The sequence below is a fragment of the Pantoea sp. OXWO6B1 genome (assembly GCF_001641135.1).
Lineage (GTDB): Bacteria > Pseudomonadota > Gammaproteobacteria > Enterobacterales > Enterobacteriaceae > Pantoea > Pantoea allii.
Window position 1 is genome coordinate 49,871 of sequence record NZ_CM004290.1, and the last position, 13,914, is coordinate 63,784.

Annotated in this window: 10 protein-coding genes and 3 pseudogenes; 5 read left to right on the forward strand and 8 right to left on the reverse strand. The window is 50.5% G+C overall.

Going from position 1 to position 13,914, the window contains the following annotated elements; translation table 11 throughout:
• Positions 1-6: 6 nt before the first annotated feature.
• Entirely contained in the window at positions 7-912 is a 906-nt protein-coding gene (locus A6A26_RS00275) for a DMT family transporter (protein ID WP_063876924.1), read from the reverse strand.
• A 168-nt stretch (positions 913-1,080) separates the two neighbouring features.
• On the opposite strand from A6A26_RS00275, the gene A6A26_RS00280 reads away from it, so the two are divergent.
• The 4 genes from A6A26_RS00280 to A6A26_RS00285 all read left to right on the forward strand — a co-directional run bounded on the left by A6A26_RS00280 (position 1,081) and on the right by A6A26_RS00285 (position 4,097).
• Positions 1,081-1,965, forward strand: a complete 885-nt coding sequence (locus A6A26_RS00280; RefSeq protein ID WP_063876925.1) for a helix-turn-helix domain-containing protein — start codon at positions 1,081-1,083, stop codon at positions 1,963-1,965.
• 701 nt (positions 1,966-2,666) lie between these two features.
• Positions 2,667-2,762 carry a protein MgtR gene (gene mgtR, locus A6A26_RS26215; RefSeq protein WP_156506611.1) on the forward strand — a complete coding sequence of 32 codons (96 nt, stop codon included), beginning with the start codon at positions 2,667-2,669 and terminating at the stop codon, positions 2,760-2,762.
• A gap of 9 nt (positions 2,763-2,771) precedes the next feature.
• Positions 2,772-2,858 (forward strand): magnesium transporter protection protein MgtU, encoded by an 87-nt coding sequence (gene mgtU, locus A6A26_RS26220; RefSeq protein WP_367303063.1) that lies wholly within the window; start codon positions 2,772-2,774, stop codon positions 2,856-2,858.
• 204 nt (positions 2,859-3,062) lie between these two features.
• Positions 3,063-4,097 (forward strand): alpha/beta hydrolase, encoded by a 1,035-nt coding sequence (locus tag A6A26_RS00285; protein WP_063876926.1) that lies wholly within the window; start codon positions 3,063-3,065, stop codon positions 4,095-4,097.
• A 46-nt stretch (positions 4,098-4,143) separates the two neighbouring features.
• Here A6A26_RS00285 and A6A26_RS00290 read toward each other — a convergent pair whose 3' ends face one another.
• From A6A26_RS00290 to A6A26_RS25875, 6 genes and pseudogenes are all read right to left on the reverse strand, one after another.
• Positions 4,144-5,616, reverse strand: coding sequence for a mannitol dehydrogenase family protein (locus A6A26_RS00290; RefSeq protein ID WP_063876927.1), 1,473 nt, complete (start codon positions 5,614-5,616; stop codon positions 4,144-4,146).
• Positions 5,617-7,075: 1,459 nt separating this feature from the next.
• Positions 7,076-8,326, reverse strand: a complete 1,251-nt coding sequence (locus tag A6A26_RS00300) for an aromatic amino acid transporter (RefSeq protein ID WP_063876929.1) — start codon at positions 8,324-8,326, stop codon at positions 7,076-7,078.
• 154 nt (positions 8,327-8,480) lie between these two features.
• A pseudogene (locus A6A26_RS00305) lies at positions 8,481-9,581 on the reverse strand (tyrosine phenol-lyase); the annotation flags it as partial.
• Positions 9,582-9,683: 102 nt separating this feature from the next.
• Complete coding sequence (locus A6A26_RS00310) at positions 9,684-10,343, reverse strand: DUF2931 family protein (RefSeq protein WP_063876930.1); 660 nt, start codon at positions 10,341-10,343, stop codon at positions 9,684-9,686.
• Positions 10,334-12,208 (reverse strand): phospholipase effector Tle1 domain-containing protein, encoded by a 1,875-nt coding sequence (locus A6A26_RS00315; protein ID WP_063876931.1) that lies wholly within the window; start codon positions 12,206-12,208, stop codon positions 10,334-10,336. Before A6A26_RS00315 ends, A6A26_RS00310 begins: the two co-directional genes overlap by 10 nt.
• 79 nt (positions 12,209-12,287) lie before the next feature.
• A pseudogene (locus A6A26_RS25875) lies at positions 12,288-12,603 on the reverse strand (resolvase); the annotation flags it as partial.
• Between A6A26_RS25875 and A6A26_RS25140 the strand changes: the two are divergent.
• A pseudogene (locus A6A26_RS25140) lies at positions 12,600-12,808 on the forward strand (Tn3 family transposase); the annotation flags it as partial. The pseudogenes A6A26_RS25875 and A6A26_RS25140 overlap by 4 nt on opposite strands.
• Positions 12,809-12,946: 138 nt before the next feature.
• Here the strand turns inward: A6A26_RS25140 and A6A26_RS00320 are convergent.
• Positions 12,947-13,909, reverse strand: coding sequence for a D-threonate 4-phosphate dehydrogenase (locus A6A26_RS00320; protein WP_253851856.1), 963 nt, complete (start codon positions 13,907-13,909; stop codon positions 12,947-12,949).
• Positions 13,910-13,914: the final 5 nt, after the last annotated feature.

Consider the following 13,914-nt stretch of genomic DNA (forward strand, 5'->3'; position numbering starts at 1 on the left):
GCCAGGCTAAACCGTATCCGTCACGGTTCTCGGTTTCAGCCAGTGCAACGGGCGGGCAAACATCACCAGGTTACCACCTAAAATAAGCAGCAATCCGGCCACGTTGTGACTTTGCCACTGGTAACCTTCATACATTGTTGACAAGGTGAGTGCCACCAGCGGAAACATCAGCGTTGTGTAGGCTGCTTTTGCGGCACCCGTGCGTCTGACCAGGGTAAAATAAGCCCAAAACGCAATGACCGATCCGCATACAGACAGATAAAGCAGCGCACTCAGATAATGTAATGTCCACAGCGGCGAGAAATTCACGCCACGCGCCCAGGCGATGCCGCCCATCACGATGGCACCGTACAGCATGGCCCAGGCATTGGTGGTCATCGTTTCCAGTTGCCTGCGCTGGTGCCGCAGGCTAATCATATTCCCCAAAGAAAAACCAAAGGTGCCAAGCGCCGACAGGCCGATTCCTGTCCACAATCCTTTGTTCCAGCCGCTGACGTCCAGATCTTGCCAAAACAATACGATCATGCCGGTTAATCCCAGGGTGACGGCAAACCAGAAACGCGGTTGGGGGCGCTGCCCGAAAAAGAGGTAACTATTGACTGCGTTATAGAGCACCGCCATGGAAAAAATCACGGATTCTAAACCGGTATTGATATAGCGCGCTGCCGTGTAGAAGCACCAAAAATTAAAGCAAAACACACAGCATCCCTGTAGAAGGCAGAACAGATGATCGCGAAGTGACAAGGCACGTAGACGACCCACTACCTTCAGCAGTGACAGGAGTAAGAGGCTGGCGATAGCAAAACGCCAGAACACAGAAACGGTGACATCCACCGGCCCCTGCTGCATAAAAATAGCGATCCAGGTGGTTCCCCAGATAGCCACCACCACCGCGTAAAGTAATGCGTTCATGCGTTTTCCTTTGAGCGAGAGAGGAAACAGTGTGTCGGATTTTCCGGGCGGAGGCTTTCATGGCCTTGCGGGTGACTTGCAAAATCTTGCGCATTTAATGGAACAAATCTGGCTACCGGCCTGAACTCGCCTTAGACTGAGCCTCTGTTCATCTGGCGGAAAAGAGTTATGTCTCGCGTTTACGACACGTTTGAAACGCTGCGTCAAAAAAAGGCCGTGCTGCGCGAATCGGTCATGCTCAATTCCGGCATCAGATTGGCGGCATGGCACAACAAGCAAGACCGGGTCACCGTAAACAGCAATCATCACACGTTAAGCCTTTATGTGGCGGATGGTTACGAGAGCTATCACAAAACGGCGAGCGGATGGCGCAACGGTGGCGGGCCTGATAAATTCTGTCTGATGCCCCAGCAGAGTGAATCCAGCTGGGATGTGCGTAATGACCTCACCTTTGTGCATCTTTATTGCACCGATGAACACTTACGCGAGGTCGGCGAGAAAGTGTGGGATCGCAATCCGTTGTCGATTACGCTGGATGAGAAAATATTTTCCAGCGATCCTAAAATCACCGCCTTGTATCGTCAGTTCTTACTCAGCTGTGACTGGCAACAGCCTGCGAATCAGTTAATGCTGAGCACGGCCAGCACCCTGCTGTTAACCCACCTCATCCAGCATTATTCCAGCGTGCAGTGGCGGCTCCCGGCAGTAACCGGCGGACTGGCGCCCTATGTCTTGCGCAATACGTTGGCATTTATTGATGAGCATCTGGCGTTGCCGCTGACGCTTGATACGTTGGCCACGCAGGCAAACCTGAGTGAATACCATTTTGCCCGCATGTTTCGTCAGTCGCTGGGCGTTGCGCCGCATCAGTACGTTATGCAACGCCGCATGGAAAACGCACAACAGATGGTGCGATCAACCTCGCTGCCGTTAACCCAGATAGCGCTGGATAATGGTTTCAGTTCCTTAAGCCACTTCAGTAATCGTTTTAAGCAGGTCACGGGCTTCACACCTTCGCAAGTGCGCATGGACAATGGCGGGAGTAGGTCCTGAATCACGCGATGCGGCAAAAGACGTTGGGAAATAACAGGCTGCTGATTCGCTAACATTACAACTGAGTAACCTAAACCAATCCTCACTCACCCGCCGTTCCTGCCTTTACTCAACCTGCATCCTGATTATACTGAGCGCGGATTCATTCAGGCATCGTGGCATCTGTATGATTATCCCGATGAGCTAACGCTTTCATGGCGGTGTTGCTTACCGGAAACGCCGGCATCAGTTCAGCTGGCGATAATTGCCCTTCGGGTCAGTCAGCCATCCATAAGACGATGAGGACCAGGGTCATGTTACTGTTCAAAAACGCGCTATTCCCTCCCCCCAACTGGCACGTGCCATCGCTGTAAAACGCCTGCTTTCTGTCGCAGCAATGCTTGCGTCAGTAACAAGGCTAAACCGGCTACTGTCGCAGATTTTTAGCGGAAAGCGTGCTGGTAAGCCTCAGGCCAAACCTTGCACACGAAGGTGATTTACAGCAAATCGTCAGCCAGACATGCTCATCCTTTGATGGAACATTGATAAAGAGCCGTTCAGACGCGCGCATGATAAAGATTATCCTGCCTGCCGTTGAAATATGAGGTTAAGGGTAGCTGCATTTCGCTATGGATTAGCGGGACAAGACCTCACCGCGTGATATCAGTTTTCCACATTGAATGCTGTGATTAATCGTCATCCTGATGACAAGGAAGCCCCTTATGAATCGTTCACCTGAAAACGCGATTGCGTTAATTTTTCTTTTAATCGGCCTCACCGTCATGGTGCTGGGTATTTGGCAAATTCTGACGCAGTGAGGTGCCGCTATGCGTAAATTTACGCTCGACCAGATTTTTATTCAGGTAGTTGCTATCGCGGTCGTCATTATCCTGCTTACCATCGTGATTCGTTAATTCATGTGCGGCCAGAAAATACCCCCTATCTGGCCATTTCCACATCACACAGTAACCGCCGCCCAAAAACACCTGCTTTTATAATCTCGCTCAACTCATCCTTGCCATTTCTGCATTACCGTCTGACGGCTGATAATGACAGCGTCAACAGCCTTTTATATTTCGCAACACCTGGCTTTTCTCTTAACTTAACCGGGAATAATTATGAATCTATGCCACAATTTTTTAATGGGTGGACTGGCAGCGATAATGACGATGGGAGGTGCAATGGCGACAGAACATCATGATCTGACGGGTTACCGTGAGGGCGCAAAGGTGATTCAGGTAAAACCCGTACGTAACCAGATCGATTCCCTCAACGGCGTCGTCTATTCACAAGTCACCACTCTGCGATCGGTCAGGCAGCTGCATATGTCGCTTCTGGTGCCACGGACGCAGGCGTTAAAGCCCGCTATCATTTATTTTCCGGGCGGCGGTTTTACCAGTGCCGATCACGATAAGTTTATTCAGATGCGTATGGCGCTGGCAGAGTCCGGTTTTGTTGTGGCGGCCGCAGAGTATCGGGTCGTACCTGATACCTTCCCGGCGCCGGTGGTGGATGGTAAAGCGGCGGTCCGCTACCTGCGACAGCATGCCGAGGATTACGGCATTGACCCTGAACGCATTGGTGTTTTAGGCGATTCGGCAGGCGGTTGGCTGGCACAGATGCTTGGCACCACCCAGGGGGAAACGTCATTCGATCGCGGCGATTTCACCGATAAATCCTCTGATGTCCAGGCGGTCGCAACCTTATACGGTATATCCGATCTCCTGAATATTGGCGAAGGGTACGCCGATGACATTCAAAAGGTTCATCAGTCTCCCGCCGTGACCGAGGCGCTGCTGGTGCATGGCGCGGCTTTCCGTGACTTTGCTGGCGCAAGTATCATGGACGATACGACTAAAGCACGTCACGCCAGCCCGATGGGGCATTTAATTAACCCTAAACCGCCCTTCCTGATTATGCACGGCGATAACGATTCGCTGGTATCGCCCCATCAAAGTGCACAGTTATTTGATGCCCTTAAAAAGGCGGGCGAGAAGGTAGACTACGTCGTCGTAAAAGGTGCAGAGCATGGTGACCTGGTTTGGTATCAGCCTGCCGTGATCGATGAGGTTGTGAACTGGTTTACCCGTGAACTCAAGCCAGAAACTGGCGCAGTAACTGATACATCTACCGATCCGAACAGCACGCTTTGACGCACAGGCAAGCCACTCAACGTGGCCTGCCTGGCAGAGGGGCAATTTAGCCTGAACAACGCTGCGTAACCGACATGGCTACCGCCCCTTTCGCCCCTTTATCCAGCAGAAGCAGATAGGCAGCGGTTATCTGCTTCACAAAGTACGCATTATTTGGCAGCGCCTCACCAAAAATGGCGTCCAGATTTAACAACGCTTTGACTCTCGCCTCCCCTTCGGCACTGGATTCTACGGCCGCTTTTAAAACCGGCAGGAGCGGATCGCTCACGTCAATGGCTTTTCCCTGCTCATCGACACCTGAGACATAGCGTATCCAACCAGCAATTCCCAGGGCAAGCAGGTCAAAATCACTTTCGTTCCTGAGATGCCAGCGAACGGAGTCAAGCCAGCGCTGAGGCAGTTTTTGGCTACCGTCCATGGCAATCTGCCAGGTGCGGTGCTTCAGGGCGTGATTATCATAGCGCTCAATCAGCAGGTCAGCGTAACGGGCAAGATCAACGCCCTGCACGTTTAGCGTGGGTGCCTGTTCTTCCAGCATCAATGTCCGGGCCGCAAGACGAAAATGTTGATCTTGCATACAGTCACAAATATGTTCATAGCCTGCCAGATAACCCAAATACGCCAGAAATGAATGACTGCCGTTCAGCATACGTAACTTCATTTCTTCATAAGGCACAACGTCCTTAACTAATTCTGCCCCGGCCTTTTCCCACGCCGGCCGTCCTGCGACAAAGTTATCCTCTATTACCCACTGCCTGAAGGGCTCACAGGCTACCGCCACCGGATCCTCAACGCCGATCACCTGCGCGATTTTTTGCAAACTTTCCTGTGTCACCGCGGGCACAATACGATCCACCATAGTGGAAGGAAACGTGACGTGCTGTTCGATCCAGCTTGCCAGTTCGGGCGCTCTTTTTCGGGCATAGGCGCAAACCACGTTGTTGATCACCCGACCATTTTCAGGAATGTTATCGCAGGACATTACGCTGAATGCAGGCAGTCCCGCCGCTCTGCGACGGGCCAACGCCTCGACGATGATGCCGGGTGCGGAAAGCGGTTGATGGGGCTGCTGTAAATCAGACAGGATGAGGGGATGATCAAACATCAATTCACCGCTAGCTGGCGAATGGCAGTAGCCTTTTTCGGTGATGGTTAACGACACAATGGCGATCTGTGGCTGACACATCGCGTCAAGTACGGCTTCAATGCCATCAACCTGCGCGTGCAGTGCTTGCCTGACGACGCCCACAACCCTTCCTGTCCATGCATTCGTGGACATCTCCGCCACGGTATAAAGAAAGTCCTGACGCTTAAGGTCGGCAATCTGCTGTTCTCCCCCAATCAAATTGACTTCGATATAGCCCCAGTCGCTACCCTGTTCGTCAGCAAGGATATCCGCATAAACGGCCTGGTGAGCACGGTGGAAGGCACCACATCCGAGATGCACGATTCGCGGAACCAGTTTATGACGATCCCATTGGGGAACGGTGGCGTTAGCCCGGCGTAATTTATTTGGCATTGTAATCTCTCTGTTAATTAATAATTTGGACTCGATTAATTGCTGGTTATTTTGCTGTTGAATAGATGTGTAATTTTCTGACTTAGCAACATAGTTAACATTCGTTATTATTAAAGTTAATGGGATGTATTAAATAAGTCATTCAGGAGTGGCATGAGAAGTGCGTTGATATGATCCCAGCCATAACCTGGATCATAATAATTACCGCCTCAACACATGCGCCCACTACCATACCAGATGCAACGAATAAATGGTGATATGCGCCGAACAAATTGAGGTCACACCTTTCGCATCGATCTTATCTACCAGGATAAGTTAACTGGGCTAAATGATGGGTTAAGCTGGCCCTATTCAGGCGATTACATTAATATTTATTTTTTAGCAGGAGGCGCTTTTCGATCACCCTTTTTCGGTCGGGTAAATCCTTTCAGAGTAAGACGCATTCTGCCCAGGGAAGTTAACAGATGATAAAGTACAGCCACAATTGGCGAAGAGGACACATTAAATTAACATTGCGTCTGAGAACGCTGATTCAGTGACAAGCCGTGCATTAGAATGTTAATTACTTACTACGCTAAATTATTAACTTCATATTGTTAAATTTTTATGGCATGGATGTATGTCACATTTTTTAATTTTATTGTTTTTTTGAGACATCAATAGCATCAGGTAGCACTGATTCCTTAATGCGTCGTCGGGTTACGACGCATAATTTTACCTGCGTTCATGACATCCATGAACCCAGGAGGACATCATGTGGAAATTGAATTCAGTGATTGATATGCAAGGGACAAACCCTTACCTCGTATTTGTCAATAACGCGGGGGATACCCGGCTCCTACCCTGTAAAGATATTAGTCCCACTTCCTTAAGAACCATGAATTTTTATGAACTCGAAAATTTCCTTTACGCTGAACAGGTAAAAAATAACAATAAGGCAGCGAAACTATTGACATTATCCTGACCTTTTCTGGCCCTCGGATTGCTCTGTCTGAGGGCATTTTTTGTTACAGCCCCTGGTTCATACGACTCTGACATGGCATGTCGATGCGGTGGTGAAGAGATGAGTTTCTGGAGATTCAGGCAAGATTCCGTGCAACGTCGTTTATACAGCCGCAAAGTGTCACGCACTCACCCTGCTATCTGTTATCGCAATTCTGTCGATGACGCTGTTTACGCTTTAGCCGCCGACGCAGTCTGAGCTTTCTCAGCATCCTCACCCTGAGCTTACGCCAAACGGTAACTGAGATGAGTGGTCGCTGAAGACTGAGCAGTGTCAAAAACATCGCGTTAACGTCCTCTCGTTGCAGTTTGTCACCCCTCATCCGGCAAAGGGCAGCAGATTAAACGGACCGCGTTCGCGGTACAGGATGACAATAAGATCCCCCGCACGCCTGTTCGACATCCATGATCGGCTAAGGCTTTGCCCGGCCAGGCGCCTGTTTCCCGCACGTCTTACTTAGCCAAACGAAGGTAGCCATCGCAAGACATCAAGGATGACCGTCAGGTAGACGAGGCTGCCTGCGGCTATCACCAGATTAAGAACCAGGTTATTACAGGGCGCTGTATAGGCTGCGGTTGGAAAACGCTTGCGGGCCGCTTTGACCAGGAAAGGGGGAAGGATGACACTCCAGATGGTAAATGCCAGCCCGGCATAGCCAATTGCGCGTATAAAGCCATCAGGCAGGAAGAAACAAACGGCCGCAGGAGGCAAGTAAGTGACCAGTGCGGTCTTTAACCTGCCTGGACGGTCGTCAGAGAAACGAAACAGATCGGCAATATAATCGAAAAGTCCAAGCGTCGCGGCTAACAATGAACTGGCTACGGCAAAGTTACCAAAGAAGGTGAGAATAATATCCATATACTGATGGGTAAATAACCCACTCAGGGCGTCCACGAAGACGTCAATATTTCCCCCTTTGGCAATAATGGGTGGAAAGTCGGCGCGACGGATATTTCCCATTGTGACGGCTAACCAGAACAGATAAAGCAGCAGTGCGAAAGCGGAGCCGATAAAAATCGAACGCGTGATATTCTTAACGCCTTGTGTGCCATATAACTTCACCAGGCTAGGTACGTTACCGTGGAAACCGTAAGAAATAATACAGAAAGGCAGGGTCATTAAGACATAAGGCAGGTATTGCGTATCAGGCAGCGCCAGCGCGGGACTGTCGATCAGTTTGGCCCCGTCGACATGCCATACCAGACCGGAAAAAGTAGCAAAAAACGCCAGAAACTTACCGATAATGAGCACCGTTGTGATACGACCGACTAAAAGCGAACTGTACCAGGCGATGCCCCCGACCAGCAGACTAACGATAACCACCGATAACCGGGCCGGAAGATGAAAATCGCTATATTTTTCCACTGTCTGGGACAGGACGGCAGAGGAGCCAGAAATATAAGCATAAGTTAAAATATATAATACAAACCCGAATGCAATACCGACGACCCCATTCCATTTATGACCTAACAGGTCCTTGGTGAAGGTGTTAAAACTCGCGCCACCACCATAATGGAGGTTAACCTCGACCAGCATTAAACCGGTTAACAGCATCATTACCGCCACAACAATTAAAATAACCGATGCTCCCGGAAACCATACGCCAGCCATAGCAACAGGAAGAGAGAACATTCCTCCACCGATAACGGTGGCAATGATAAGCATTGTTCCACTGAGCAAACCGGGTGTTGTTTTATTAATATCCATGAAAAAATGCTCCTGTTGACTCTTTATTATCATTTTGGCGTCATTCTTGATGATGTGGATACTAAACTGTTAACAGCTGACCTGTCATTAAGGCAGGTCCGAAATAAAATCCTGTTTATAAAAAACAGGCCCCTGTCAGGGGACCTGAATCGTATTAAATATAATCAAATCGGGCAGTAAAGAAACGGAGCTGTTTGGGTTCATAAACAAACCTCAGACCGCGAATATCGTCTTTGTGTTGATACAGTTTAATGATGCCATCAGCAACAACATCCATGTGTGCGTAGGTGTAAACACGACGTGGAATAGCCAGGCGTACTGTCTCCAGTTTGGGGCGGTGGTTTTCCCCCGTTTCTTTACTGCGCCCGGCGGAAACGATGCCACGTTCCATGCTACGCACGCCGGTTTCCATATAAATGCTGGCTGCCAGACTCTGTGCCGGAAACTGATCCTGCGCCAGATGGGGGCAAAAACGACGGGCATCAAGAAATACAGCATGTCCACCCGTCGGTTCGACAATAGGTACACCGGCATTACGGAGCTTATCTCCCAGATAGCGCACCTGTTTCACACGATGTTCAATGTATTCATACTGCATGGCTTCACGCAACCCGATAGCCATGGCTTCCATATCACGACCGGCCAATCCGCCATATGACGGCATCCCCTCATAAACCACAACCAGCTCTTTCGCGGCCTGGAACATCTCGTCATCGTTCATGCACAGGAAGCCGCCGATATTCACCAGACAGTCTTTTTTGCCACTCATGGTGCAGCCATCGGCATAGCTGAACATTTCATGAACGATATCTTTGATGCTGGTGTTCTCGTATCCTGCTTCCTGCTCTTTAATGAAATAGGCATTTTCAACACAGCGTGTCGCATCGTAGAAAATCTTAATGCCATATTGACGGGTCATTTCATGTACCGCACGCATATTTGCCATTGAAACGGGCTGACCGCCTGCCAGGTTCACGGTGACCGCCAGGCAGATATAGGCAATGTTATCCGCGCCCTTTTCTTCAATGAGCCTGGCTAATTTATTGAGGTCAATATCGCCTTTGAAAGGCATCTTCAGGCCAGCGTCGTGCGCTTCGTCACGAACAATATCCACAAAGGTTGCGCCGTTTTTTTCCTGATGGAATCGGGTCGTTGTAAAATACATATTCCCCGCAACATATTGACCGGGCTTAATGGCCAGTTGCGAGAGCAGGTTCTCTGCTCCGCGCCCTTGATGCGTGGGAACAATATGTTTGGGGTCAATTTGGGTATTGGAAATTATTGTACGTTAAGGCTTAAACTTGACCTCCAAGTCCCAAAGGATCTTGGGAAGATCCCCCAGGGCTCAATAGCAAGCTTACCAGCTACCATAAGGATACTTTTTCCCTTTGATAAACTCCTCGGTATCTTTTCCGTACTCATAGCCGTTAGAAAACCGCGTTATTCCTTTGCACATATCTAATTTGTCCCCTGAAACGGTTTTAAGGACTGACGGTTTGACGCGATAATTTGGCTCAGAACTAATCCCCTGCAACCAGACGGCGACTTTTCCCTCCGGAGCCAGACCAATTTGCACTCTGTCGTAATACGCAGTTCTTCCCCGATAATTCCTGTAATCACTCGGCCTGAGCATTTTCTCCAGTATGGGTTTAGGGATTGTCAGTGCGGTCTCATACACTTTTTTATCGATAATAGAGTCCCAGCAAAAAATAATATGTCTGGGAGGTCGTTTAACGTGATTCCAGTAGCCACCAGACACACGGTCTTTGTCGTTCCACTCACCGATAACGTCGGGTAGAACAGATGTACGGTTCAGGGTATTAAATTCATAAACTTTGCCATCGGCATCCTGAACAACGGCGTACGTCACCAGTGCGGGCAGCGCCTTAGGTGTGAAAAAATCAAAGGTCCACTCTACTGGCTCATCGTTTTGAGGGTCACTTCCGGGCAACGACTGCCCCTGACAGGCCGTCAGAATGAGCAACGGAAACAGCCAGGCCACACGAATTATTTCCATATTTTATTCCCATCCATATTATAAACTGTCCGCTGCCAGCGCTCGTCTGGCCGGTTGGTAAATGTTACCAGCTTCGCTGGTCTGACTGCACCGCTGATACTTCCCCGACCGTCTCTCACCACGCTGTTCCAGTTGGCTGAGCAATGGATATATTTTTCGGCCAGCATCAGAATTTCCGGCGTGGTAAAGCCGGGGGCTGACTTACCACTCCTTATGGCACGGCCCATCACGATTGCTTTTTCACACAGGCTGTTCAGTTCTGGCCGGAGTGACAGGTTGTCGTCTTTAGGTAAAATAGGGGAAAATTCCACCCCGGCATCCTGCGCCGCATCGAGCATCACTCGCAACACCACCTTCGACCAGTCGTTACGCGTCGGGCGATCGATAACCAGCGCAGCGCCGCTGCGTTTCTGTAGCGATCCGTAACGATCTGCTGGCAGTCTGTCGTCATGCCAGGTATCGACATTCACTTCCACCGCATTCAGCAGTGGCGCTATCGCGGGGTAACCGTCCATCGCTGTAAGCTCCCCGCAGGTCTGTTGATAAATCCGCGTTTCTGTGTCTGGTGTAGAAAGGGGAACGGTTTCAAAATCGGGTCGGGTAAGAAAACATAATTCATGCTCATCGGGATTGTAGCCGCCGCCTATGTCAGAATGCACCCCGGGAAGGGCCAGCTCCGGCCACGCCGGTTTCACGCTATTCAGCGCGAAATTGAAGCGGCATTCGTGCTGCGCAGTGATATGGAATACTTTATCAGCAACGCCCGGACGCAGCGCCAGATTGACATCCCCGGTATCGGCGCTGTGCGGGTTGAGGCCGTTAACCGGTGTCCCGATGGCGGCTACGGTATCAAATATCCCCAGAAAGCGGGTTTTGCCCCCGGACGTACCGGAAAAATCAATACCATTCAGACCGGCTTTAATCGCCGATACAATGGCTCTGTCCTGACTGAATATCCGGTTGGCAAAGTGGCGCGCCGCCGCCGCTCCCCGGCTGAAGCCGAAAATATCAAATTGCAACTCTTTGATGGTGCAGAACCGGGCATCTGTGTGTCTGTCTAAATAGCCCTGAATACCGGCAGCCAATGCTGCGACTGCTTTATCGGTTTTACTCACTACGCCGGTATCGCCCCGGCCAGTGCCCATTCCGTAAGTGCTGTCGCCAGCCCCGTCTTCCGTACCGATACCTTCAATATAAATGGCGTACTGTCCTGCCCCTGTATCAGTTTTTATTTCCGGGTTATAAAGCGTATAGAGCCAGTGCACGTTACTGTAGTAGCCGATATAGCTTCCGGCGGCAGTACCGCTGACTCCGCGATTCAGCTGGACACACTGCTCTAGCGCAGACATAGATTCTGCATCATTCATTCCGTAATGTTCACCGGAACAGGCGGCCTGACGGGCACCGCTGTTATTCGCATTGTTGCCAGTGCCATCAAAGAATACGCCGATGGTCAGCGTGATATCCCGTTTCTTCTTCGCGACCTGCGCTCGCTGTTCAGGCTCTGACTGCTGGGCTTGTTTTTTCGCCTTCTCAGACCGTTCGGCCAGCCGTCCGGCGTTGCAGTCGCTCTCGTAGGTGTGCGTCTGAACTGACGGAATAAATCGGGCGCGGCAAGGGCAGGAACTATAGCTGTCCAGTGAACCTGCCCACTCTTTCAGTTCATCGCCCACTTCATAGGAATCCCCCATGCCGCCGCACACCCGGAAGCGCCCCTCGTGCTTACCGCAAGTCACCGGGTCGCCCTCCCTGACCTGCTGCCGCTCTATGCCACCGATTTCGTAGGTGTCGTCAGACGCACCGGAAAGGATCCGTCCCCCGCAGGTGGTTTTATCCAGGTGATACAGATAAAATCCCGTAGTCATAATCCCTCATGAATGTAATGGTTATAAAATCAGCGCATCATACCTTAATCATGTCTTAACCAAAATCTTCGGCTTATGATTACCGGTACCATGCCTGGATACGGCAGATTTGCGAAGGACCGTACTCCGTGCATCCGCTGTTTCCCGGATACTGAGTTTCTTGACCTGCCGGTAGTACAGGACTTTATGATGACGCTCCTGTTCGGCCTGTTTCCCCTATATTTACCCAACGTATTTACGCGTTCAATTTCCTGTTTTTGCCGCTGGCGGCGGCTCAGCCAGTCCTTATGCGAGATTACGGCCATCAGATCGAAAAGCATATTATTTATAGCGGTTATCACGGCGCCGGTAATCGGGTCGGCCTGCGAAGAGTCTTTATCTGACAGTGCCTGCCAAAGCACTGAGGGAAACTGGCCGTATTGAACGAACGCTGTTTATGCTCGACTGGTTCCGCGATCCGGCACTGCGTCGGCGGGTACGGGCTGGTCTAACTAAAGGAGGAGCCGTAACGCGCTTGCGCGTACGATATTTATGGAAAGAGCGGTCGATGCCCTGAAGCGTAAAGCTTTAAATATCAACGAGCTACTGCTGCCGCATTTAAGGCTATCAGTGTCACCTGTTGAGATAACAGTTTTGTGGCAATACTGGCTACAGCAATCACTAATATGATCACTAAAGAAAAGGCGATGTATGACCATCGCCTGAGTGATCAGAACGTATTAACACCCGATGCGTTATTTATTCTCGGGTAATTTTCATCGCCATATCGATTGATATCGCCATGCTCTCGGGATTCGCCTTGCCTGTCCAGGCAATATTGAATGCGGTGCCGTGATCGGCTGAGGTGCGCAGGAAAGGCAATCCTGCCGTGATATTCACACCGTCGTAAAAACCGAGGAGCTTAAGTGGGATATGTCCCTGATCGTGATACATCGCGACAACGATGTCATACATACCTTCATTACACTGCATAAATACGGTGTCCGGCGGACAAGGGCCATAAACATCAATGCCCTGCGCTTTCATTGCGTCTATAGCCGGCGTCAGGATTCGAATCTCTTCATCACCAAACAGACCATTTTCGCCAGCGTGTGGGTTTACGCCTGCAACCGCAATACGCGGCTGGGTGAAGCCAACCCGGCGTAAAAAGGTATCGGCGATTCTGATGACCGTTTCCACCCGTTCCTGACTGAGCGTATCCAGGAACTTACGCAGCGAAATATGCGTGGTGACGTGGATAACCTTCAGCTTATCGGTGTACAGCACCATCGAATAATCTTTGGTGTCCGTCAACATCGCGAGTAACTCGGTGTGGCCGGGATAATGATGTCCTGCAAGGTGCAGCGCTTCCTTATTCAGTGGCGCGGTAGCAATCGCTTTGACCTGGCCACGCATCGCCATTTCGGTTGCTCGCTTGATGCACCGATAGGCCACATCACCGGCTTCGGGCTGAACCACACCACACTGCAACGCCTCCGGATGGGCAACTTTCTCATCAATAATGTGAATGATGCCCGGCGCGAACTGTGCCTGATCCACCTGCTCAATAACGCTGAGTTCAACCTGAGGTGTGATGTTCATTGCCAGTATACGGCGGAAAGTCTGTGCGCAGCCGATAACCACCGCGGGTGAGCCATTCAATGGCCCTTCGGCTAAAGCCTTGATAATGATTTCAGGACCGATCCCTGCAGGATCGCCCATTGTTA

Bases quoted from the DNA above. Each gene is read 5' to 3' on its own strand.
- A6A26_RS00275 (WP_063876924.1), bottom strand. From the start codon at position 912: ATGAACGCATTACTTTACGCGGTGGTGGTGGCTATCTGGGGAACCACC.
- A6A26_RS00280 (WP_063876925.1), top strand. From the start codon at position 1,081: ATGTCTCGCGTTTACGACACGTTTGAAACGCTGCGTCAAAAAAAGGCC.
- mgtR (WP_156506611.1), top strand. From the start codon at position 2,667: ATGAATCGTTCACCTGAAAACGCGATTGCGTTAATTTTTCTTTTAATC.
- mgtU (WP_367303063.1), top strand. From the start codon at position 2,772: ATGCGTAAATTTACGCTCGACCAGATTTTTATTCAGGTAGTTGCTATC.
- A6A26_RS00285 (WP_063876926.1), top strand. From the start codon at position 3,063: ATGAATCTATGCCACAATTTTTTAATGGGTGGACTGGCAGCGATAATG.
- A6A26_RS00290 (WP_063876927.1), bottom strand. From the start codon at position 5,616: ATGCCAAATAAATTACGCCGGGCTAACGCCACCGTTCCCCAATGGGAT.
- A6A26_RS00300 (WP_063876929.1), bottom strand. From the start codon at position 8,326: ATGGATATTAATAAAACAACACCCGGTTTGCTCAGTGGAACAATGCTT.
- A6A26_RS00310 (WP_063876930.1), bottom strand. From the start codon at position 10,343: ATGGAAATAATTCGTGTGGCCTGGCTGTTTCCGTTGCTCATTCTGACG.
- A6A26_RS00315 (WP_063876931.1), bottom strand. From the start codon at position 12,208: ATGACTACGGGATTTTATCTGTATCACCTGGATAAAACCACCTGCGGG.
- A6A26_RS00320 (WP_253851856.1), bottom strand. From the start codon at position 13,909: ATGGGCGATCCTGCAGGGATCGGTCCTGAAATCATTATCAAGGCTTTA.